The sequence below is a fragment of the Streptomyces maremycinicus genome (assembly GCF_001184025.1).
GTDB classification, from domain to species: Bacteria; Actinomycetota; Actinomycetes; order Streptomycetales; family Streptomycetaceae; genus Streptomyces; species Streptomyces maremycinicus.
This window is the reverse complement of sequence record NZ_BBYG01000009.1, coordinates 674,906-695,308: the sequence shown is the minus strand read 5'-3', so window position 1 is coordinate 695,308 and position 20,403 is coordinate 674,906. Positions and strand designations below refer to the sequence as shown.

General features: G+C 71.9%; 22 protein-coding genes. 12 read left to right on the top strand and 10 right to left on the bottom strand.

From position 1 onward, the window contains the following. Positions 1-22: 22 nt before the first annotated feature. The gene (locus AOQ37_RS07560) at positions 23-781 is read left to right on the top strand and encodes an LOG family protein (RefSeq protein WP_062642420.1); all 759 of its coding nucleotides are present in this window, start codon (positions 23-25) and stop codon (positions 779-781) included. Between the two features lie 65 nt (positions 782-846). Here AOQ37_RS07560 and folP read toward each other — a convergent pair whose 3' ends face one another. Beyond that, entirely contained in the window at positions 847-1,707 is an 861-nt protein-coding gene (folP, locus tag AOQ37_RS07555) for a dihydropteroate synthase (protein ID WP_062642418.1), read from the bottom strand. 124 nt (positions 1,708-1,831) lie between these two features. On the opposite strand from folP, the gene AOQ37_RS41775 reads away from it, so the two are divergent. Both AOQ37_RS41775 and AOQ37_RS07545 read left to right on the top strand, forming a co-directional pair. Then, entirely contained in the window at positions 1,832-2,230 is a 399-nt protein-coding gene (locus AOQ37_RS41775) for a DivIVA domain-containing protein (protein WP_078890048.1), read from the top strand. Then, positions 2,227-2,814, top strand: a complete 588-nt coding sequence (locus tag AOQ37_RS07545) for a DNA-3-methyladenine glycosylase I (RefSeq protein WP_062642413.1) — start codon at positions 2,227-2,229, stop codon at positions 2,812-2,814. Before AOQ37_RS41775 ends, AOQ37_RS07545 begins: the two co-directional genes overlap by 4 nt. Before the next feature lie 73 nt (positions 2,815-2,887). Here the strand turns inward: AOQ37_RS07545 and chcB are convergent, their stop codons facing one another. After that, positions 2,888-3,679 carry a 2-cyclohexenylcarbonyl CoA isomerase gene (chcB, locus tag AOQ37_RS07540; RefSeq protein WP_062642412.1) on the bottom strand — a complete coding sequence of 264 codons (792 nt, stop codon included), beginning with the start codon at positions 3,677-3,679 and terminating at the stop codon, positions 2,888-2,890. Positions 3,680-4,057: 378 nt separating this feature from the next. On the opposite strand from chcB, the gene AOQ37_RS38480 reads away from it, so the two are divergent. Next, positions 4,058-4,225, top strand: coding sequence for a DUF3117 domain-containing protein (locus tag AOQ37_RS38480; RefSeq protein ID WP_003966491.1), 168 nt, complete (start codon positions 4,058-4,060; stop codon positions 4,223-4,225). Positions 4,226-4,460: 235 nt separating this feature from the next. On the opposite strand, the gene AOQ37_RS07535 is transcribed toward AOQ37_RS38480, so the two are convergent. After that, positions 4,461-5,159: an O-methyltransferase gene (locus AOQ37_RS07535; RefSeq protein ID WP_078890047.1), complete on the bottom strand. Its 699-nt coding sequence runs from the start codon at positions 5,157-5,159 to the stop codon at positions 4,461-4,463. A gap of 238 nt (positions 5,160-5,397) precedes the next feature. On the opposite strand from AOQ37_RS07535, the gene sigE reads away from it, so the two are divergent. The 5 genes from sigE (at position 5,398) to AOQ37_RS07510 (ending at position 11,295) form a co-directional block, all read left to right on the top strand. Next, a complete protein-coding gene (sigE, locus tag AOQ37_RS07530) occupies positions 5,398-6,114 on the top strand; it encodes an RNA polymerase sigma factor SigE (protein WP_078890046.1) in 717 nt (238 codons plus the stop codon). Further along, a complete protein-coding gene (locus tag AOQ37_RS07525) occupies positions 6,111-7,085 on the top strand; it encodes an anti-sigma factor family protein (protein WP_062642406.1) in 975 nt (324 codons plus the stop codon). Before sigE ends, AOQ37_RS07525 begins: the two co-directional genes overlap by 4 nt. Positions 7,086-7,869: 784 nt before the next feature. After that, complete coding sequence (locus AOQ37_RS41155) at positions 7,870-9,687, top strand: S1C family serine protease (RefSeq protein WP_445406876.1); 1,818 nt, start codon at positions 7,870-7,872, stop codon at positions 9,685-9,687. A 329-nt stretch (positions 9,688-10,016) separates the two neighbouring features. Beyond that, positions 10,017-10,466 (top strand): sec-independent translocase, encoded by a 450-nt coding sequence (locus AOQ37_RS07515; protein ID WP_062642404.1) that lies wholly within the window; start codon positions 10,017-10,019, stop codon positions 10,464-10,466. 169 nt (positions 10,467-10,635) lie between these two features. After that, the gene (locus tag AOQ37_RS07510; protein WP_062642402.1) at positions 10,636-11,295 is read left to right on the top strand and encodes a hypothetical protein; all 660 of its coding nucleotides are present in this window, start codon (positions 10,636-10,638) and stop codon (positions 11,293-11,295) included. 98 nt (positions 11,296-11,393) lie between these two features. Here AOQ37_RS07510 and AOQ37_RS07505 read toward each other — a convergent pair whose 3' ends face one another. The 3 genes from AOQ37_RS07505 to AOQ37_RS07495 are packed head-to-tail and all read right to left on the bottom strand — an operon-like array spanning position 11,394 to position 14,452. Continuing rightward, positions 11,394-12,527 (bottom strand): Mrp/NBP35 family ATP-binding protein, encoded by a 1,134-nt coding sequence (locus tag AOQ37_RS07505; protein ID WP_062642400.1) that lies wholly within the window; start codon positions 12,525-12,527, stop codon positions 11,394-11,396. A gap of 43 nt (positions 12,528-12,570) precedes the next feature. Further along, the gene (locus tag AOQ37_RS07500; RefSeq protein ID WP_062642398.1) at positions 12,571-13,167 is read right to left on the bottom strand and encodes a DUF1003 domain-containing protein; all 597 of its coding nucleotides are present in this window, start codon (positions 13,165-13,167) and stop codon (positions 12,571-12,573) included. Then, the gene (locus AOQ37_RS07495) at positions 13,157-14,452 is read right to left on the bottom strand and encodes a magnesium transporter MgtE N-terminal domain-containing protein (RefSeq protein ID WP_062642397.1); all 1,296 of its coding nucleotides are present in this window, start codon (positions 14,450-14,452) and stop codon (positions 13,157-13,159) included. Before AOQ37_RS07495 ends, AOQ37_RS07500 begins: the two co-directional genes overlap by 11 nt. Positions 14,453-14,663: 211 nt before the next feature. On the opposite strand from AOQ37_RS07495, the gene AOQ37_RS07490 reads away from it, so the two are divergent. After that, on the top strand, positions 14,664-15,416 hold the full coding sequence (locus AOQ37_RS07490; RefSeq protein WP_062642395.1) for a hypothetical protein: 753 nt from the start codon (positions 14,664-14,666) through the stop codon (positions 15,414-15,416). 92 nt (positions 15,417-15,508) lie between these two features. On the opposite strand, the gene AOQ37_RS07485 is transcribed toward AOQ37_RS07490, so the two are convergent. The 3 genes from AOQ37_RS07485 to AOQ37_RS41770 all read right to left on the bottom strand — a co-directional run bounded on the left by AOQ37_RS07485 (position 15,509) and on the right by AOQ37_RS41770 (position 17,498). Then, positions 15,509-16,027, bottom strand: a complete 519-nt coding sequence (locus AOQ37_RS07485; protein WP_062642394.1) for a hypothetical protein — start codon at positions 16,025-16,027, stop codon at positions 15,509-15,511. 33 nt (positions 16,028-16,060) lie between these two features. Then, the gene (locus AOQ37_RS07480) at positions 16,061-17,191 is read right to left on the bottom strand and encodes a magnesium and cobalt transport protein CorA (RefSeq protein WP_062642392.1); all 1,131 of its coding nucleotides are present in this window, start codon (positions 17,189-17,191) and stop codon (positions 16,061-16,063) included. A gap of 184 nt (positions 17,192-17,375) precedes the next feature. Then, positions 17,376-17,498, bottom strand: a complete 123-nt coding sequence (locus AOQ37_RS41770; protein ID WP_267888003.1) for a hypothetical protein — start codon at positions 17,496-17,498, stop codon at positions 17,376-17,378. A gap of 184 nt (positions 17,499-17,682) precedes the next feature. Here AOQ37_RS41770 and AOQ37_RS07475 point away from each other — a divergent pair, with 184 nt between their 5' ends. After that, positions 17,683-18,267: a suppressor of fused domain protein gene (locus AOQ37_RS07475; protein ID WP_062642391.1), complete on the top strand. Its 585-nt coding sequence runs from the start codon at positions 17,683-17,685 to the stop codon at positions 18,265-18,267. Positions 18,268-18,328: 61 nt separating this feature from the next. Here AOQ37_RS07475 and AOQ37_RS07470 read toward each other — a convergent pair whose 3' ends face one another. After that, on the bottom strand, positions 18,329-19,564 hold the full coding sequence (locus AOQ37_RS07470; RefSeq protein ID WP_062642389.1) for an MFS transporter: 1,236 nt from the start codon (positions 19,562-19,564) through the stop codon (positions 18,329-18,331). Positions 19,565-19,719: 155 nt separating this feature from the next. Here AOQ37_RS07470 and AOQ37_RS07465 point away from each other — a divergent pair, with 155 nt between their 5' ends. Next, positions 19,720-20,361 (top strand): DUF6758 family protein, encoded by a 642-nt coding sequence (locus AOQ37_RS07465; RefSeq protein ID WP_062642387.1) that lies wholly within the window; start codon positions 19,720-19,722, stop codon positions 20,359-20,361. The last annotated feature ends 42 nt before the right edge of the window (positions 20,362-20,403 follow it).

Sequence of the window (20,403 nt, the reverse complement as noted above, 5' to 3'; positions counted from 1 at the left end):
CCAATCGTGGAGGGAGCTCACCATGGCCACAGGGAACCCCGAGGGCAAGAAGCAGCCACCGGACGAGCAGCGCCTGGGCCCCGTCCTCCGCAGGCGGGACCAGGTCCAGTCGAGCACCACGGACCAGCGGCTGCTGGACGAACGGGCCCCCTCCGACTGGGTCCACACGGACCCCTGGCGGGTCCTGCGCATCCAGTCGGAGTTCATCGAGGGCTTCGGCACCCTCGCCGAACTCCCCCCGGCCATCAGTGTGTTCGGGTCCGCCCGGACCCCGGCGGGCTCCCCGGAGTACGAGGCCGGTGTGCGGCTCGGCGGCGCGCTCGTCGACGCCGGGTGGGCCGTGATCACGGGCGGCGGGCCGGGCGCCATGGAGGCCGCCAACAAGGGGGCGTCCGAGGCGGGCGGTGTCTCGGTCGGCCTGGGCATCGAGCTCCCCTTCGAGCAGGGCCTCAACCAGTACGTCGACATCGGGCTCAACTTCCGCTACTTCTTCGTGCGGAAGATGATGTTCGTGAAGTACGCGCAGGGCTTCGTGGTCCTGCCCGGCGGTCTCGGCACCCTGGACGAGCTCTTCGAGGCCCTCACCCTCGTCCAGACCCAGAAGGTCACCCGCTTCCCCATCGTCCTGTTCGGCACGGAGTACTGGGGCGGTCTGATCGACTGGCTGCGCAACACCCTGATCGCCCAGGGCAAGGCCTCCGAGAAGGACCTCCTGCTCTTCCACGTCACGGACGACGTGGAGGAGGCCGTGGCCCTGGTGTCGAAGGAGGCGGGCCGCTAGGCCGCTCGACGGGCGGGACGGGCGGGACGGGCAGGGCGGCGGGGGCGGGAGGGACCCGGTGGGGGCTAGGCCAGCCCCCGCCGCGCCACCGCCGGCGGCCGGTGCCCCGCGATCGACGCCACCATGTCCAGCACCTGCCGCGTCTCCGCCACCTCGTGCACCCGGTACACCTGCGCCCCCAGCCACGCCGACACGGCGGTGGTCGCCAGGGTCCCCACCACCCGTTCCTTCACCGGCCGGTCCAGCGTCTCGCCCACGAAGTCCTTGTTGGACAGGGACACCAGCACCGGCCACCCCGTCTCCACCATCTCCCCGAGCCGCCGGGTCGCCTCCAGGCTGTGCCGGGTGTTCTTCCCGAAGTCGTGCCCCGGATCGATCATGATCGACTCCCGCGGCACGCCCAGGTCCGCCGCCCGCTCCGCCAGCCCCACGGTCACCCGCAGGATGTCGGCCATGACGTCGTCGTAGGTCACCCGGTGCGGACGGGTGCGCGGCTCCGCGCCTCCCGCGTGCGTGCACACCAGCCCGGTCCGGTAGCGCGCCGCGACCTCCGCCAGTCGCGGATCCACGCCGCCCCAGGCGTCGTTGAGCAGATCGGCCCCCGCCTCGCAGACCGCCTCGCCGACCTCGGCCCGCCAGGTGTCCACGCTGATGACCACGTCCGGGAAGCGCCGCCGCACCTCGGCCACGAAGCCGACGGTCCGCCGGACCTCCTCCCGCGCGGTGACCTCCTCCCCGGGCCCGGCCTTGACGCCACCGATGTCGATGATGGCCGCGCCCTCCGCCACCGCCTGTTCCACCCGCGCGAGGGCCGGCTCGTCGCGGAAGGTCGCCCCCTGGTCGTAGAAGGAGTCGGGGGTGCGGTTCACGATCGCCATGATCACCGGTTCGTGCGCGCCGAATTCACGCCTGCCCAGCCTGAGCATCCCCTGTGACCTCTCCTCGTACGTCCTGCACATCCACCGCCTGCGACCCTAACCGTCGGACCCGCATGGCACGATCGGACCCAAGCACATCCACTCCGAGCACACCGAGCGTGGGGACCCACCGATGGTTATGTTCTTGTTCCTGGTCATCGCGCTCGCCGTCGTGGTCGCCGCGGTGACACTCGCCGTGGTGGGCGGCGGCGAGGGCACCGGCCCGCTGCCGGAGGCCGCCCCCGAGCGCCTGCACGACCCGCTGCCCCCGGACCGCCCGGTCGACCGCTCCGACATCGACCACCTCCGCTTCCCGCTGGCCGTCCGCGGCTACCGCATGGCCGACGTGGACGACGCCCTCAACCGCGTCGCGGCCGAACTCGCCGAGCGCGACGCCCGCATCGCCGACCTGGAGTCCGCCCTGGCCGGCGCCAGGACCCCGGCCGGCGGCGGCCAGGGCCCCGGTCACGCCTCCGGTCATGTCTCCGGGCATGTCTCCATGGAGAAGCCGGGTCCCGAGGACCAGCGGTGAGCGACGGGAGTGCCCTCGCCGGCGCGGACGGCGCGCTGCGCTGTCCCTGGGCCCTGTCCACGCCGGACTACGTGACCTACCACGACGAGGAGTGGGGGCGCCCGGTCCACGGCGACGACGCCCTGTTCGAACGTCTCAGCCTGGAGGCCTTCCAGTCCGGCCTGTCCTGGATCACGATCCTGCGCCGCCGCCCCGGCTTCCGTGCCGCCTTCGCCGGCTTCGAGATCGCCTCGGTCGCCGTCTTCACCGACGAGGACCGCGTACGGCTGCTCGCCGACCCGGGCATCATCCGCAACCGCGCCAAGGTGGACGCCACCCTCGCCAACGCGCGCGTGCTGGCCGACTGGGCCCCCGGTGACCTGGACGAGCTGATCTGGTCGCACGCTCCCGACCCGGTCGGCCGGCCCGTCCCGAAGACCCTGGCCGACGTGCCGGCGGTGACGGAGGAGTCGACCGCCCTGTCGAAGGCCCTCAAGAAGCGGGGACTGCGCTTCGTCGGCCCGACGACGGCGTACGCGCTGATGCAGGCCTGCGGCCTGGTCGACGATCACCTGGAGACCTGCGTGGCGAGAAGCGCGCCGTGAGGCCCGAGGCACGGGGACCGCGCGACCGGTCATGACCGACCCGCGGACCCCGGCGGTCCCGCGGTGACCGGGCTCAGCGGCCCAGGTACTTCGGCAGTTCCTTGTTGACGAAGGCCCGCACCGCGATGGCGTGGTCCTCGGAGGCCCCGGCCCGCGTCTGGAGCTCGTCCTCCCGGTTCAGCGTCTCGGCCAGCGAGTGCGAGGACCCATAGGCCAGCGACTCCTTGATCGCCGCGTACGCCACCGTCGGCCCCTCGGCCAGCATCCGCGCCAGCTGCTCGGCCGCCGTGCGCAGCGAGGCCGCCGGGACGACCCGGTTGGCGATGCCCAGCTCGTGCGCCTCCTGTGCGGTGATGCTGCGCGGGAAGAGCAGCAGGTCGGCGGCCCGGCCCGGACCGATCACCCGGGGCAGGGTCCACGAGACGCCGGAGTCGGCGGTGAGCGCGACCCCCGCGAACGAGGTGTTGAAGGACGCCGTGTCGGCCACCACGCGGTAGTCCGCGGCCAGCGCGAAACCGAGACCGGCTCCGGCGGCGACCCCGTTCACGGCGGCGACCACCGGCTTCGGCGCCTCGGTCAGCGCCCGCACGATCGGGTTGTAGTGCTCGGCGACGGTGCTCATGACCTGCTGCGAGCCCTCGGCCAGCAGCCCGATGTGCTCCTTGAGGTCCTGTCCCACACAGAACGCCCGCTCGCCGGCGGCGGTCAGCAGCACGGCTCGGACGGCGTCGTCGGCGGCGGCGGACTGGACCGCGTCGCGGAGGGCGACCTTGGTCGCGATGTTCAGCGCGTTCATCGCCTCGGGGCGGTTCAGCGTGATCGTCGCGAGCCCGTCGCTCACCTCGTAGAGCACGGTGTCGGCCATGGCGTTTCCCCTCCGTGTCGCGGCTCGGGCGTACTACTGGTCAGTACGTCCGGTGTACGAGGACAGCATGGCGGAGATCGCCGTCCGAGGACCGGACCCGACATGTGACCTGCGTCAAAGAATTCGGGAGGGTTTCCGGTGCGCGGAAGTCCGTGCGGCGGTGCAGTATCGCAGTCACATCGCCGAATTGAGTGGTTTTGCTCGGGCGCGTTGCCCAAGCGATGCCGACTGATGTTGGTCATCGGGTCCTGAGATGCGGGATAATGGCCTGGAAGCAATGTGTTCGATGCCGGTGTCGTGTGTCCCACGCTGGACCGCGGCTGCCCTCCACGGGCCGTCGGCTTTGGCGATGAGCTGGTTTCAGGAAGGGGAACGAGCATGGCGGCCATGAAGCCGCGAACGGGTGACGGCCCGCTCGAGGTGACCAAGGAGGGGCGGGGCATCGTCATGCGCGTTCCGCTCGAAGGCGGCGGTCGACTCGTCGTCGAGCTGACCCCTGATGAGGCCGACGCGCTCGGCGACGCCCTCAAGAAGGTCGTCGGCTGACGCGCAAGCGACCCTACTCTTTCGACCGCTCCGGCACCCTCAGGGGTGCCGGAGCGGTTGTTTTTCCGGATTTCCGGTGGTCCGCCGCGGCCGCGTGGCACGAAAGGCCCAAGGGCCGTCCACGGACCTGCCGCGCACGTGCCGCACTTCCCGGGCCTCACCCGCACTTCCCGGGTTTCGGCCGCACTTCGCGGGTTTCCCGGAGCGGCTCAGCGTGGGCCGCGCGCTCGCGGACTCAGCGCTTGACCGCGCACAGCAGTCCGTCGCCCACCGGCAGCAGCGACGGCACCAGCTCCTGGCTCTCGCGCACCGCCCGCAGCAGCTCCCGGATCCGTATGACCTCCGTGGGCTGCGGTCCGGAGTCGACCGTGCGGCCGTTCGCGAACACGCCCTCGAACACGACGAGGCCGCCCGGACGCAGCAGGCGCAACGATTCAGCGAGGTACTCCAGCAGTTCCAGCCGGTCACCGTCACAGAAGACGAGGTCGTATCCGGCGTCCGCGAGGCGGGGCAGCACATCGAGCGCACGGCCGGGGATGAACCGGGCCCGGTTGCTGGCGAACCCGCAGGCGCGGAAGGCCTGCCGGGCGAACTGCTGGTGCTCCGGCTCGGGATCGACGGTCGTCAGGACGCCGTCCGGGCGCATCCCGTGCAGCAGGTGGATCCCGGAGACGCCGGTGCCGGTACCGATCTCCGCGACCGCTTTCGCGTCCACGGTGGCGGCGAGCATCCGCAGCGCGGCGCCCGTGCTGGGCGACACCGAGCGCAGCCCTGCCTCACGTGCCCGGTCACGGGCCCAGTGCAGTGCTTCGTCCTCGGCGGCATAGGCGTCGGCGAACGCCCAGCTTGCCTGCCGGTTGCCGGTAATGACCCTCTCCTGTCCCCGTGGTTGCCTGGGCGTGACTGTATCCGTTGCCGCCGGGAACCCGCAGATGGGACCGCGCGTTTGAAGGGGTGGGAACGACAGCGGGGGGACACGGTTGGATCACGACGAGGGACCGGGTGTCGAGCAAGTGCTGACGCAGCCGTATGAGCCGTGTCAGCACAGATCAATTTCTCGTAAAACCGCTTATCCGGAGCTAACGGGCGAGGTGGCTATGGTAGGGGCTCCACTGGACATCACCACCAGAGCCGACAGGGGAGGTGCGGCCGCGCCCGTGGATCGGGGAGGAGTGCTGCGGCGCTTTCTCGGTTCGGCAGGCAGGCCGAAATCCGTGAACGACACCGCTGCTGACCACAGCCAGGCCGCAGGCACCGCCGCCGGCCCAGCCCAGACCGCGACCTTCTCCACCGACGCGGACGGGCAGGCGTGGACTCCGCCCACGTGGGAGGAGATCGTCAGCATGCACAGCGGGCGGGTCTACCGGCTCGCCTACCGTCTGACCGGAAACCAGCACGACGCCGAGGACCTCACCCAGGAGGTCTTCGTCCGCGTCTTCCGCTCCCTGTCGACGTACACCCCGGGCACCTTCGAGGGCTGGCTGCACCGCATCACCACCAACCTCTTCCTGGACATGGTCCGCCGCAAGCAGCGCATCCGCTTCGACGCGCTGGGCGACGACGCGGCCGAGCGGCTGCCCAGCAAGGAGCCCACCCCCCAGCAGATCTTCAACGACGCCCACTTCGACGCGGACGTCCAGCAGGCCCTCGACACGCTCGCGCCGGAGTTCCGCGCCGCGGTCGTCCTCTGTGACATCGAAGGCCTGTCCTACGAGGAGATCGCCGCGACCCTGGGCGTCAAGCTGGGCACGGTCCGCTCGCGCATCCATCGCGGCCGTTCGCAGCTGCGCAAGGCCCTCGCGCACCGCTCGCCCGAAGCGCGTGCCGAGCGCCGCTCCTTCGTACCCCGCGTTCCCGCTCTGGGAGGAGGAAGGGGCGCGACCGCGTGAGTGGATCCCGACACAACTCCGCCGAGAGGCTCCTCGCGGAGCAGCACCTCGGAGACCGGCTCTCCGCCCTGGTGGACGGCGAGCTCGGACACGACACCCGTGAGCGCGTGCTGGCGCACGTCGCGACCTGCCCCAAGTGCAAGTCGGAGGTCGACGCGCAGCGCCGGCTGAAGAACGTCTTCGCCGAAGTCGCCCCGCCGACCCCCTCCGAAAGCTTCCTGGCCCGCCTTCAGGGGCTTCCCGCAGGAGGTGACCCGGACGGCGGTGGCACGCCGCTGGGCGGGGGCGGGTTCGGTGGCGGGGTCTTCGGAGTGAGCGGAACAAGGCGGGACGAGCCGTTCGAGTTCGGCTACGTACCCGCCCATGACCACGGCTCCGTGCTGTCACCGGCCTCGGACCGCGGCTTCCGCATCCACCCCGTCGGCCGCGGCGACCGCCATGACGCCGAGCGCTCCCGCGGTATGCGGTTCGCGTTCGTCGCCGCCGGCGCGGTATCGCTGGCCGCGATCGCGCTGGGCGGCATGACGACCGTCGGGCCGATCGACACCACCGCGGACGGCCGCGGGGGATCGGGCTCCGGGAGCAATGTGACACCGGCCCGCACCCCCGGCTCGGGCACGGGTTCGACGACGACGTCCACGGAGAACCAACGCCGCCGTGCCGCCGGCCCGCTGCTCTCCCAGGGCGGCCAGCTCGGAGACACCCCGGTCGCCCCGACCGAGGTGTCCGCACCGCTGCTGCCCGGCGTGCCCTCCCCGGCCGTCGGCACGGTCGAACAGGCCCTGCACCGGCTCACCTCACCCATGGTGGCCGGCGCCGCCGTGATGTCCCCGCTGATACGTCCGCTCGGCACCACCCCGCCGATCACCCTGACCGCCCTGACCACCGCCCCGGAGGTCACCTGGTCCGGTCTGCCCGCCGCACCCGTCCCCGCCGGCACCACCTCTCCTTCCGCGCAGAACACCCGCTGACCCGGGCCCCGCGCCGCTCCGCCACGAACCTGGTTGAATCCAGGGAGGATCCGGGGAGGACCGCGCCCTGCCAGGCAGCCGGGCGCGAAGGCGGAGTGCGCCGGGCCGGTGCCGGACTGTGCCGCCGGTCGGCGCCACGGCCCCGGGGGAGCGGGCTCGAGTGGGGGAGAACATGGACGACGGGCAGCCCACGAGGGCGAAGTGGTGGAGCCGGCCTCGACCGCAGGCGTCCCCGGGGAGCCGGGACGCCGAGGACCGGGTCGACGACCCGACGGCGGACGGCGCCCCCGAAGAGCCCGTCAGCAGCGAGCCGACGGTGGGGACCGCCGACGAAGGCGATTTCGAGCTGGCCCGCCCTACCCGTCCGACACCCACCACCGACACCACCGACGGTGCCAGTGCCAGTGCCAGTGCCAGTGCCAGTGACGGCGATGGCTACGACGGCGGCGGCGGCGACTACGAACTGAGCCGCCCCGCAGGAGAAGCGGTATCCCGGACACCCGCCACCCCGCCGCCGGGAGCGGCTGCCCCGGAGGGCCCGGAGGGGCGGACCGGAGTGTCCGGCGTCGTCCCCGCCGTCACCTCCGCCGAGGTGGCTGACACCGCGCCAGCGCCGGTCGCCGAGGAGCGGCCCAAGCCCCTGCACGACCCCGACCCCTACAGCACCCCGCCGTACGGCGAGCCGGGCCCCTGGGCGCCCGCGCCGCCCGTCCAGCACCCGGGGGTGCCCACGCCGCCCGTTCAGCACACGGGGGTGCCCACGCCGTCCGTCCAGCACCCGGGGGTGCCCACGCCCGACCCGGCCGCGCACGGCGCTCCGCCGGTCCCACCCACGCCCGGCACGGCGCCGGCGACGGCGGAGCCCGCGGTCCCCGCAACGCCCACAGCGCACGTCGGGCCTGCGGCGCCCACCGGGCAGCCTGCCGGCCCCGCCCTGCCTGCCGTGCCCGTGGGGCATGCCGCCCCGGCGGGGCAGGCCGTCGTGCCTCCCGCGCCCGCAGGGCAGCCCGCTGCCCCCGCCGTGCCTCCGGCGCCCGTGGGGCATGCCGTGCCCGCCGCCCCCGCCGCCCCCGCCGCGCCGCTGGGGCAGCCTGTCGCGCCCGCCGCCCCCGCCGCGCCGCTGGGGCAGCCCGCCGCGTCCGTCGGGCACACCGCGTCCGTCCCGCCTGCGGCGCCTGCCACATCCGCCGGGCACACCGCACCCCCCGTGCCCGACGCGCCCGTCGGCCACACCGCGCCTGTCGACCACACCGCGCCTGTCGGCCACACCGCGCCTGTTGTGCCTCCCGGGCACGTCACCCCCGTCGGTCACACCGCCCCTGTCGCGTCCGCCGGGCACGACGCGCCCGTCGCCGATCCCTGGCGGCGTTACGACCCCTGGTCGGCGAACCCTCTTGCCGGGGCCGGGGCCGGGGCTCCTGGAGGGGGGCACGGGGGAACGGGCGTGGGCAGTCCTCTTCAGTTCGCGGGTGCGGGCGGCCTCACGGAGTCCGAGCAGCGCAGGCAGACGCGCTGGCGGCTGCTCGGGGGAGCGCTGGCCGTCGCCCTGGTCGCCGGCCTGCTCGGCGGAGCCGTGGGCGTCCATCTGGAGCGCAACGGCGGGCTCGACCCCATCGAGCTGCCGCAGGCCTCCGCCGGGCCCACCGGGCGGCCCGCGGACAGTGTGGCCGGGATCGCCGCGCGCGCCCTGCCCGGCGTCGTCACGCTGCACGTCAGCGGCAGCGAGGAGTCCGGCACCGGCACCGGCTTCGTGCTCGACTCGCGCGGCTACATCCTCACCAACAACCACGTCGTCGAGCCCGCCGGAAGCGACGGCGGGATAACGGTCGTCTTCAACGGGGGCCAGACCGCCGACGCCGAGGTCGTCGGCCGGGACAGCGGCTACGACCTCGCCGTGGTCAGGGTGACCGGGGTGAAGGGGCTGAAGCCCCTCCTCCTCGGCAACTCCGACGACGTCCGGGTGGGTGACCCGGTCGTCGCCATCGGCGCCCCCTTCGATCTCGAGGGCACCGTCACCTCCGGCATCATCAGCGCCAAGGAACGGCCCATCACCGCCGGTGGCGACGGCAGCGACGTGTCGTACGTCGACGCCCTCCAGACCGACGCGCCGATCAACCCTGGGAACTCCGGCGGGCCCCTGCTCGACGCGCGGGGCCGTGTCATCGGCATCAACTCCGCCATCCGTTCCGCCGACGACGGCACCGGATCCGACAGCGCCCGGGCCGGTTCGATCGGCCTGGGCTTCGCCATCCCGGTCAACCAGGGCAAGCGCGTCGCCGAGGAGCTGATCAACACCGGCAGGGCGACCCACCCGGTCATCGGGGTCACGCTCGACATGGACTACACGGGTGACGGCGCCCGGGTGGATACCGCGGACGGCGCCGCGGGCTCGCCGGTCACCCCGGGCGGCCCCGCCGACCGGGCCGGTGTCCGGGCGGGGGACGTCATCACGGCGGTCGACGGCCGTCGCGTCCACTTCGGCGAGGAGCTGATCGTCAAGACCCGCGCCCACCGCCCCGGTGACCGGCTGGCGCTGACGGTCGAGCGGGACGGCCGGGAGCGCACCCTCACGCTGGTCCTGGGCTCGTCGAGCGGCGGCTGAGGCGGCCCGCCGCCTCCCGGCCCTCGCCGGCGCTTCCCGGTCCTTCCTGGTCCTTCGTGGTTCCTCCCGGCCCCGTCCGGTCCTCTCCCCGGGATCGCCCGGTCGTCTCCCGGGGATTGACAGAAACGTCACAGGTCGGGCGCCGAAACCCGGTCCCACAAGGCAAACAACGCGGAAAACCGGCCGCGTACACGCACTCGGACGCCCCCGGACGGTACCGGTCGGACAGGTGCGACAGGTACCGTGGACCCGGCCCGGACCACGGAAGACCCGAACTTGACCACTGAGGGCCGAGGGCCGAGGACCGCGGACATCGCAAGGAGCTTCAGGTGTTCAATGACATAGGACCGCTCGAGCTGGTGACGATCGCCGTCCTGGCCGTGCTCGTCTTCGGTCCGGACAAGCTCCCGAAGGTCATCCAGGACATGATGCGTACCGTCCGGAAGATCCGTGAGTTCTCGGAGAGCGCCAAGGCGGACATCCGCAGCGAACTGGGCCCGGAGTTCAAGGACTTCGAGTTCGAGGACCTCAACCCCAAGACGTTCATCCGCAAGCAGCTGGACAACGACGAGCTGGGGCTGAAGGAGATCCGCAACGGCTTCGACCTGAAGAAGGAGATGGCCGAGGTCACGGACGCGGTCCACAGCCGCGACACGGACACGGGTTCGTCCACCTCGGCGATTTCCGCGTCCTCGGGAGACGGTCGTATCGACATGACCAAGAAGCCCGAGGAGCCCGCCAAGGACGACCGTCCGCCCTACGACGCGGACGCCACCTGAGTCACTCCCGCCCCCCGGTGTGAGGGGGCGCACGCCGCACGCGCCGGGCGGCTCCCCGGCAGTCCGGAGCGGGGTGGCTATGCTGCCTGGTTGTTGTGCGGAGCGGACGAGTACGCCCGAAGGGGGGCGGGCCGGTCGTTCCGTCGAGAACGAGGAGGCGTCCGGGCACATGGAGACGACGAGTCGGGCAGTCGAGCAGACGCCTGCGGCGGAGGGCGGACAACCGGTCCCCTCCGCCCGGGGTACGGTCGACGGCTACTTGGAGGCGCCCTTCCCCTGGTACGGCCTCGACGAGGCCTTCACGGGGCCGCGGCGGCTGATGCAGGTGGGTACGGCGGCCGACGGAGCCGTCGAGCACGGTTCCATCGGACACGGCGACGAACCCTCCGTACGGCACGAGACGGCCGGTGAGGACCGGGGGAAGTTCGCGGTCGTGGTGACCGTCGCCGCGAACCCCGTACGGCGCAGCCCGGACGGCACGGGTCTGCTGGAGGCCACCTCGGTCTCCTCCGCGGCCTGGCTCGCGGGGGTGGGCCTGCTGACCTTCACCTGGCCGGGCCAGATGGACCACAGCCTGCGCGACGACTGGCTGGACCAGCAGACCGAGACCGCCTGGGTCCTCGCCGACGATCTCGCGGGACCGGACTGGTCGACGCTGTCCCTGCCGGTCGACGGCGTCCCGACGCCCTTCCACTACCGCGAGTCGGAGTTCGGCTGGGTGCTGGCCGGCTCGACCTCGCAAGGGGTGCACGTGGGGGCGTACGGGCGGGGCATGAGCGCGTACGGCCTCGGTTTCGCCATGATCAAGGACATCGAGACGTACGCCTGACCAGCCGTACGACAGCGGGGGCGCCGTCCGTGGTGGACGGCGCCCCCGCTGCCGTGGCGAGACGCTGTACGGGTCCGCGGCGGGGCCGGGACTCCGGGCTAGAACTTGTTGCGGGGCGTGATCCCGAGCGACAGCCCCGACAGACCGCGCTGCCGGCCGCCCAGCTTGCCCGCGATGGCCCGCAGCGCGGACCCCGCCGGGGACTCCGGGTCGGTCAGCACGACCGGCTTGCCCTCGTCGCCGCCCTCGCGCAGCCGGACGTCGATCGGGATGGAGCCGAGCACCGGGACGTTCGCGCCGGTCGTCCGTGTGAGGCCCTCGGCCACCGACTGTCCGCCGCCCGTGCCGAAGACGTCGACCATCTCCCCGCAGTGCGGACAGGGCAGGCCGGACATGTTCTCGACCACGCCGACGATCTTCTGGTGGGTCTGGACGGCGATGGAGCCAGCCCGCTCGGCCACTTCGGCCGCCGCCTGCTGCGGGGTCGTCACGACCAGGATCTCGGCGTTCGGGACCAGCTGCGCCACGGAGATCGCGATGTCGCCGGTGCCCGGCGGGAGGTCCAGCAGCAGCACGTCCAGGTCACCCCAGTACACGTCCGCCAGGAACTGCTGGAGCGCGCGGTGCAGCATCGGGCCGCGCCAGACGACCGGGGCGTTGCCCGGGGTGAACATGCCGATGGAGATGACCTTCACGCCGTGCGCGGACGGCGGCATGATCATGTTCTCGACCTGGGTGGGACGGCCGTCCGCGCCCAGCATGCGCGGCACGCTGTGGCCGTAGATGTCGGCGTCGACCACGCCCACCTTCAGACCGTCGGCCGCCATCGCCGCCGCCAGGTTCACCGTCACCGACGACTTGCCGACGCCGCCCTTGCCGGACGCGACCGCGTACACCCGGGTCAGCGAGCCCGGTTTGGCGAACGGGACCTCGCGCTCGGTCTGGCCGCCGCGCAGCGCGTTCGCCAGTTCCTTGCGCTGCTCGTCGCTCATGACGTCGAGAGTGACGTCGACGCGGGTGACGCCGTCGACCGCACCCACCGCGTCGGTCACGCGCTGCGTGATCGTCTCGCGCATCGGGCAGCCGGAGACCGTCAGGTACACGGTGACCGCGACCGCCCCGTCCGCGCCGATCTCGACCGACTTCACCATCCCGAGTTCGGTGATGGGCCGGTTGATCTCGGGGTCGTTCACCGTCGCCAGTGCCTCGCGCACCGCGTCTTCGCTAGCCATAAGGACGATGGTACGGGGCCGCGCGGGGGCGCAGGTAAGCCTGTCACCGGTCTTCTACGTCACGTCCCCGAGACCGTTCTGCCGGGAATACGGCATGTTCGCGATGCCCGTCCCGCCGTTCCTCCAGCTCCTTGACCATGTCCTGGAGCTCCGAGCGGATCCAGTCCCGGGTGGCGACCTCGCCGAGACCGATCCGCAGGGCGGCGATCTCCCGGGTCAGATACTCGGTGTCGGCGATGGACCGCTCGTTCGACTTGCGGTCCTGCTCCAGGTTGACCCGGTCGCGGTCGTCCTGCCGGTTCTGCGCGAGCAGGATCAGCGGGGCCGCGTAGGAGGCCTGGAGCGACAGCATCAGGGTCAGGAAGATGAAGGGGTAGTTGTCGAAGCGCAGGTCGCGCGGGGCGAAGATGTTCCACAGGACCCAGACGATGATGACGATCGTCATCCAGACGATGAACCGCCCGGTGCCCAGGAAGCGCGCGATGCGCTCCGACAGCCGCCCGAAGGCCTCCGGGTCCCACTCGGGCAGGATCCGGTGCCGGGGCGGCCGGGGCTGGTCCAGCCGGGCCCGGGGACGGCTGGTCGCCGTGGCGCCGACCGGGGCGCGCTCGCCGCGCCCGCTCTCGCGGTCAGGAGCCATCCCTGCCCCCCTCCTCGCTCGTGTCCTCGTCGAGGTGGAACTCCGTCTCGCGCCAGTCCTCCGGCAGCATGTGGTCCAGGACGTCGTCCACGGTCACCGCGCCCAGCAGCGAGCCCGCCTCGTCGACCACGGGCGCCGCGACCATGTCGTACGTGGCGAAGAACCCGGCGACCACCGGCAGCGCGGCGTCCGGCGCCAGCGCCTGGAGATCGTCGTCGAGCATGGAGCTGACCAGCGTGTACGGGGGGTCGCGCAGCAGCCGCTGGAAGTGGACCGTGCCGAGGTACTTGCCGGTCGGCGTCTCGTCGGGCGGGCGGCAGACGTAGACCTGGGCGGCGAGGGCGGGGGAGAGGTCGCGGTTGCGGACGCGGGCGAGGGCGTCGGCGACGGTGGCGTCGGGGCGCAGGATGATCGGCTCGGTGGTCATCAGCCCGCCCGCGGTGTGCTCCTCGTACGACAGCAGGCGCCGCATGTCGGCCGCGTCGTCGGGCTGCATCAGGCTGAGCAGCCGTTCCTGGTCCTGCTCCGGGAGTTCGGAGAGCAGGTCGGCCGCGTCGTCGGGGTCCATGGCCTCCAGGACGTCCGCCGCGCGCTCCTCCTTCAGCTTGCCGAGGATCTCGATCTGGTCGTCCTCCGGGAGCTCTTCGAGGACGTCGGCGAGACGGTCGTCGTCGAGCGCGGCGGCGACCTCGGCGCGCCGCTTCGGCGACAGATGGTGCAGCACGTTGGCGAGGTCGGCGGGGCGCAGCTGCTCGAAGGTGGCGAGCAGGCTCTCCGCGCCCTGCCCGTGCTCCTCCAGCGAGAACCCGGTGACTGCCGACCACTCCACGGTCAGCGTCTCGCCCTTCGCGCGCCGGAAGGCGGTCGCCCGCTTCCCCTTGCGCACGAAGACACGGTCGAGCTCCCAGTCCCGGCGGGCCGGCAGCTGCTGCACCGACACGTCGAGGACGGTGACCTCCTCGCCGGTCTCGCCGAGCGTGACGCGCCGGTCGAGCAGCTCCCCGAAGACGAGACGCTCGGTGGGCCGCTGCTCGAAGCGGCGGACGTTGAGCACGCCGGTGGTGATGACCTGGCCGGACTCGATGCCGGTCACCCGGGTCATGGGCAGGAAGATGCGGCGCCGGGTGGACAGTTCGACGACCAGCCCGAGCACCCTCGGCGGCCGCCGTCGCACCCGCAGCATCACGACCAGATCGCGGACCCGCCCCACCTGGTCGCCGCTCGGGTCGAAGACCGGAACGCCGGAGAGGTGCGACACGAAGATCCGCGGGGCGCCCGCCACCATGACCGCACCTCCTTCATCAGTACAGCCGTCAGGGCTGTTGCCGGTGATGTCCTTTTCCCAATTGCCCGCTCGTGCGGGCTTCAGGCTAGCCCGTCCCGATCGGATCCGCCCTGGTGGGCGGTCCGGACGGACTGGCTCCGCCGGCGCACCGCCACCCCGGTACGCTGCCGTACGCCGCTCAGCACACCCCCGCAGAAAGGCGGCCTTCTCTGTGACTGCGATTCTCCGGAGCCGAACCCGCCGCGCCTCGCTGGTGGGCACGTTGTGCGCACTGGCCGTGGGCATGGGACTGACCGGGTGCAGCGAGGATCCGGACGCGGGCACGAACGGGGTCGGCAAGCTGTCCGCCGCGCAGATCCAGGCGAGGACGAAGGCCGCGGCCGACGCCGTGGACGCGGTGCGGCTGTCCGGCAGCGTGGTCACCAGCGGGCACACGTACAAGCTGGACATGAGCCTGAAGGCGGACGGCGGCACCGGCTCGGTCACCGCCGAGGGCGCCACCTTCCACCTGCTCCGGGTCGGTGAGCAGCTGTACCTGAAGGCCGACGCGGCGTTCTGGAACAAGGAGGACGGCAAGTCCGGCGAGGACGGTTCGGACACGGCGGCCGCCGACAAGCTCGACGGCAAGTACGTGAAGGTGCCGACGGGCGACCCCTCGTACAAGAAGTTCAGCGGCTTCACGGACAAGGACCTCCTCCTCGACGGTCTGCTGACGCTGCACGGCGCGCTGGCCACCGACGGCCACCACGAGCAGTCCGGCGTCCGCACGATCCGCATCACCGGCGACGGCGGCTCCGGCGGCAAGCTGGAGGTGTCGCTGGAGGGCAAGCCCTATCCGCTGCGCCTGGAGCGCGCCGGAGGGGCGGGGACGCTCAGCTTCTCCTCCTGGGGGAAGGACTTCGCCCTGGAGGAACCGGCGAAGGACGAGACGGTGGACTACGGGAAGCAGCTCCCGACCTCGTGACTCGCCGTTCGCGGTGATCCGTGTCGCGTTCGCGGTGATCCGTCGTGCGCGCCACCGGCCGTCCCGCGCCACCGGCCGCCGTACGCGGCCGGCTAGGCGCGTCTGCGCTTGCGCAGCAGCAGCTTCGGCAGTCCCGCGGGCGCCGGCTGCCGCGTGGTGGCGGGCGAGGGCAGCGGCCGGGCCGCCAGATCCCCCTCGGGCAGGGGCAGCGTGGCCCCCGTCGGCTCCAGCCGGAGCACCCGGCACTCGCGCGCCCAGCGTTCGGTCATCGCCTCTCCGTCGGGCGCGTTCAGCCGCTTGCCCTTGAGCTGGGCGACGGCCGCCTGCCACGCCTCGGAGCCGGGCGCGAGGGTGACGACCTTCGCCGTCCAGGAGACCAGCCGGCCGCCCTTGTCCTTGCTGCGGACGGTGACCTCGGCCGAACCGCCCTCGGTCAGCCCGGGCAGCGGCTGCTCGCCGGGCCCGTCACCGACCAGACAGGCCGCGCCCTCGTGCCACACGTGCCACAGCGCCCGAGCGGCCGGTTCACCGGCGCCCCGGACCCAGACGAGGCCGGACTTCTTGGTGGCCTCCTCGACGAGGGCCTGGTCGAGCAGCAGCTCTCTTGTCATGGGCCTCACCCTAGCCAGCCGGTACCGGGGCGCTCACAGCCAGCCGTTGCGCTTCAGGGTGCGGTGGATCCCGACACAGAGCGCCACCATGGCCGACATGACCACGGGATAGCCGAACTTCCAGTGCAGTTCCGGCATGTAGTCGAAGTTCATCCCGTACACCCCGCACACCATCGTCGGTACGGCGATGATGGCGGCCCAGGACGTGATCTTCCGCATGTCCTCGTTCTGCGCGACGGACGCCTGCGCGAGGTTGGCCTGGAGGATCGAGTTGAGCAGTTCGTCGAAGCCGATGACCTGCTCCTGGACCCGGGCGAGGTGGTCGGCGACGTCCCGGAAGTACTTCTGGATGTCGGGGTCGACCAGGCGCATCGGCCGCTCGCTCAGCAGCTGCATCGGCCGCAGCAGCGGCGACACCGCGCGCTTGAACTCCAGTACCTCACGCTTGAGTTGGTAGATCCGCCCGGCGTCCGTGCCGCGCGGGCTGCCCTTGCGTCCCGGCGAGAACACCTCCGTCTCGACCTCGTCGATGTCGTCCTGCACGGCGTCCGCCACCGCGATGTAGCCGTCGACGACGTGGTCGGCGATGGCGTGCAGCACCGCCGAGGGACCCTTGGCGAGCAGCTCGGGGTCGTCCTGGAGGCGGTGGCGCAGCGCGCGCAGCGAGCCCTGGCCGCCGTGCCGGACGGTGATGAAGAAGTCCTTGCCGGTGAAGCACATGACCTCACCGGTCTCGACGACCTCGCTGTTGGCCGTCAGCCGGTCGTGCTCGATGTAGTGGATGGTCTTGAAGACCGTGAACAGCGAGTCGTCGTAGCGCTCCAGCTTGGGCCGCTGGTGCGCCTGCACGGCGTCCTCCACGGCCAGCGGGTGCAGTCCGAACTCCGCCGCGATACCGGCGAATTCGGCCTCGGTCGGCTCGTGCAGCCCGATCCACACGAAGCCTCCGTCGCGCCGCACCTGACGCATGGCCTCCTGCGGGGTCGGGGGCTGCGTGTGGGCGACGCGGGCTCCGTCGCGGTAGACCGCGCAGTCGACGACGGCCGACGGCGTCGCGGGGTCGCGGGTGGTGTCGTAGGCGCCGGTGTCCGTGCGCCCGCCCCCCTTGCGCAGGGAGGGGCGGGCCGGGCGGACTACGGCACGGAGGTCGCGGATCATCGACATGGCAGGCTCCTTCGCGACTAGCAAAGAAAGACCGCCACGACGGGTGGAACTGCCCGGAATGAGGACGTCCTGCGTGCGGAGGTTTGGCACGTCCACAAAGCGGGGAGCACCGCTCCGTCGCGGTGGCGAGCTTCGCTACTGAATCAGACCGGAGAGATCTGGCAGATCAGACAGATCGAGCAGATCAGGTGAAAAAGGAAACGAAGTGCTCTTCCGCATGAAGATGAGCGCGAGAGGTGGCGACCAGCCGGGGGCCAAGAAGCCGGAGCAGCAGCGTCAGCGGCAGGAAGAGCGAGTGGTACTGCACGGGTGACTTCGATCCATGACAGCCCCACCTCCTCCAGCCGGTCCCTCGTAAGGGAGTCTCGTCTGCGTCGGGGCAAGATCGCGACGCTTCTGCGTGCTGCCCCGAACCACCGGGCCAGAATAGCAGTCGACCGAAGTGTCAAGGCGCTGCTTTGCCCCGCACCGACGAGTTCTATGCTCGCCGCATGCTTGATGTTCTTCCTCTGGTCGAGGCCCGTCTGCGCAGCGCGCTCGGCGAGCCGGACGCCCGCGCCGCGGTCACCTTCCTCGGTACGGACCGCCTCGAGGTGCTGCGCTTCCACGAGGGTGACGTCGTCCGCTACGCCACGCTCGGCATGTCCGCGCAGCCGATGAGCGATCCGACGGCGATGCTCGCCGACCCGGTCGAGGGGCCGCGCGCCGAGCTGGTGCTGTCCGTCCGGCCCGGTGTGTCCGACACCGACAAGGTGCTCCGCCCGCTGGCCGTGCTGGCCGCGTCCCCGCAGGTCGAGGGGGTGATCGTGGCTCCCGGCAGCTCCCTGGACGTGGGCGAACCCCTGTGGCCCGGTGCCCCGTTCACCTCGGTCCTGGTCGCCGAGCCGGGCGGTCTGGTCGAGGATCTCGCACTCGACGAGCCCCTCGACCCGGTGCGCTTCCTGCCCCTGCTCCCCATGACCCCCAACGAGGCGGCCTGGAAGCGTGTGCACGGCGCCCAGGCTCTTCAGGAGCGCTGGCTGACGAACGGGACGGACCTGCGGGATCCGTCCCGGCGGTCCGTCCCGCTCGACTGAGGCCCGGGTGACCGATGTCACCAACGCTCGGCCTGCCGTCGGCAGTTGACGCCCGGTCGGGTCAACCGGCGAAGACCGCGACCCCGTCCTCCGTCGCGTGCCGGGGCTCCAGTTCCTCGGCCTCGTGGGTGAGCGCCTTCCGCCGGACGACGACCACGAGCGCGCCGAGCACCGCGGTGACCGCCGCGACGACGAACGGGACACGGATGTCGGTCCATTCCTCGATCTTCGGCGCGAAGTACGGCGCGGCCGCGGCCGCGAACCACCGCACGAAGTTGTAGCCGGCGCTGGCCACCGGGCGCGGGGCGTCCGAGACGCCGAGCGCCAACTCGGTGTAGACCGTGTTGTTCACGCCGATGAACGCGCCCGACAGGATCGTGCAGACGATCGCCGTGGTGTGGTCGCCGTACCCGAGGACGAGCACGTCCGCGGCGAGCAGCACCAGCGATCCGCCGAGCACCTTCAGCGAGCCGAACCGCGCCTGGAGCCGCGGTGCCACCAGCACGGAGAAGACGGCGAGCAGCACGCCCCAGGCGAAGAACACCGCCCCCGACTTGTAGGGGGTCATGTTCAGCACGAACGGGGTGAAGGCCAGCACGGTGAAGAACGTGTAGTTGTAGAAGAACGCCGAGGCCGCCGCGGAGGCGAGACCGCCGTGGCCGAGCGCCCTGATCGGGTCCAGGACGGAGATCTTCCGGGCCGGCCGCGGCTGGTCCTTCAGGAACACCGTGATGCACAGGAAGCCGATCGCCATCAGGAACGCGGTGCCGAAGAAGGGGTAGCGCCAGCTGGCGTCGCCGAGCAGCGCGCCGAGCAGCGGTCCGCAGGCCATGCCGAGGCCGAGGGCGGACTCGTACAGCAGGATGGCGGCCGCGCTGCCGCCGGCCGCCGCGCCGACGATCACCGCGAGGGCGGTCGACACGAACAGCGCGTTGCCGAGTCCCCAGCCCGCCCGGAAGCCGACGAGTTCGGCGACCGAGCCGGACGTGCCCGCGAGGCCCGCGAAGACGACGACGAGGGCGAGGCCGGCCAACAGCGTCCGGCGGCCGCCGATCCGGCTGGAGACGAAGCCGGTGATCAGCATCGCGACGGCGGTGATCAGGAAGTACGAGGTGAAGAGCAGGGAGACCTGCCCGGGTGTGGCGTCCAGCCCCTGGGCGATGGACGGCAGGATCGGGTCGACGAGGCCGATGCCCATGAAGGCGACGACGGACGCGCCGGCCGTCGCCCACACCGCCTTCGGCTGCCGCAGGATGCTTCCGGCTCCCGCGTCGAACGGGTCCGTGGTTGCGCTCACTCCGCTCACCTCTCGAAGGTAGTTGGTATATACACACGATAAGTTAGAGCACCTAATTAATGCAAGCTACACGTAAATCTTCGCGGGTGGTCACTTCCGTCCGGACGGGTGATCGTCCTTGACGTGGGCGGGCTCGGGTAGGACCGTGGGGCTCTATGAGGGGCGAACCCAGTTGCCCGAAGTGTGGTGGCCGGGTCAGGGCTCCCGGACTCTTCGCCGATTCCTGGCAGTGCGATGTGCACGGGACGGTCCATCCGCTTCAGCCCGTGATCCCGCCCAGCGTCGAGGCCCTCGGTGTGGTGGTGCACCGCACACAGGTGCCGGTGTGGATGCCGTGGCCGCTCCCGGTCGGCTGGCTCTTCACCGGGGTGACGTACGCGGGGGACGACCGCAGCGGAGGCCGCGCCACCGCGGTGGCCTGTTCCGGGCCCGGTCCGCTCGGCGGCATGGGTGAGCTGATCCTGGTCGCGGAGGAGCTGGGTGTCGGACTCGGCGCCCGCTACGCCGGTGTCGACGGGCCGGACCCGGGTCCTTATATGAGCGTCGAGAAACCCCCGCAGGCCAAGGTCCTGGCGGCCGGCCGTCCCACCCCGCTCTGGCATGTCTCCGCCACTCCGGACGACCGGGCCGTCTTCGCGGGGGAGGCGCGCGGGCTGTGGCTGTGGGCGGTGGTCTGGCCCGAGCAGTCGGGGCTGCTGATGTACGACGAGTTGGTGCTGACGGATCTGCGGGACGCGGGGGCCGAGGTGGACCTCGTGCCGTGCGGGGCGCTGTCGCCGCGTCTGCTGAAGCCCTAGCGTTCCACCGGGGGCGGGCGGGCTGCCACCGGTTCGAGGGGC

Bases quoted from the DNA above. Each gene is read 5' to 3' on its own strand.
- chcB (WP_062642412.1), bottom strand. From the start codon at position 3,679: ATGGCCGACACCGTGCTCTACGAGGTGAGCGACGGGCTCGCGACGATC.
- AOQ37_RS07510 (WP_062642402.1), top strand. From the start codon at position 10,636: ATGGAGACGACGAGTCGGGCAGTCGAGCAGACGCCTGCGGCGGAGGGC.
- AOQ37_RS07495 (WP_062642397.1), bottom strand. From the start codon at position 14,452: ATGGTGGCGGGCGCCCCGCGGATCTTCGTGTCGCACCTCTCCGGCGTT.
- AOQ37_RS07505 (WP_062642400.1), bottom strand. From the start codon at position 12,527: ATGGCTAGCGAAGACGCGGTGCGCGAGGCACTGGCGACGGTGAACGAC.
- AOQ37_RS07465 (WP_062642387.1), top strand. From the start codon at position 19,720: ATGAGGGGCGAACCCAGTTGCCCGAAGTGTGGTGGCCGGGTCAGGGCT.
- AOQ37_RS38480 (WP_003966491.1), top strand. From the start codon at position 4,058: ATGGCGGCCATGAAGCCGCGAACGGGTGACGGCCCGCTCGAGGTGACC.
- AOQ37_RS07485 (WP_062642394.1), bottom strand. From the start codon at position 16,027: ATGACAAGAGAGCTGCTGCTCGACCAGGCCCTCGTCGAGGAGGCCACC.
- AOQ37_RS07500 (WP_062642398.1), bottom strand. From the start codon at position 13,167: ATGGCTCCTGACCGCGAGAGCGGGCGCGGCGAGCGCGCCCCGGTCGGC.
- folP (WP_062642418.1), bottom strand. From the start codon at position 1,707: ATGCTCAGGCTGGGCAGGCGTGAATTCGGCGCGCACGAACCGGTGATC.
- AOQ37_RS07480 (WP_062642392.1), bottom strand. From the start codon at position 17,191: ATGTCGATGATCCGCGACCTCCGTGCCGTAGTCCGCCCGGCCCGCCCC.
- AOQ37_RS07475 (WP_062642391.1), top strand. From the start codon at position 17,683: ATGCTTGATGTTCTTCCTCTGGTCGAGGCCCGTCTGCGCAGCGCGCTC.
- AOQ37_RS41775 (WP_078890048.1), top strand. From the start codon at position 1,832: ATGGTTATGTTCTTGTTCCTGGTCATCGCGCTCGCCGTCGTGGTCGCC.
- AOQ37_RS07560 (WP_062642420.1), top strand. From the start codon at position 23: ATGGCCACAGGGAACCCCGAGGGCAAGAAGCAGCCACCGGACGAGCAG.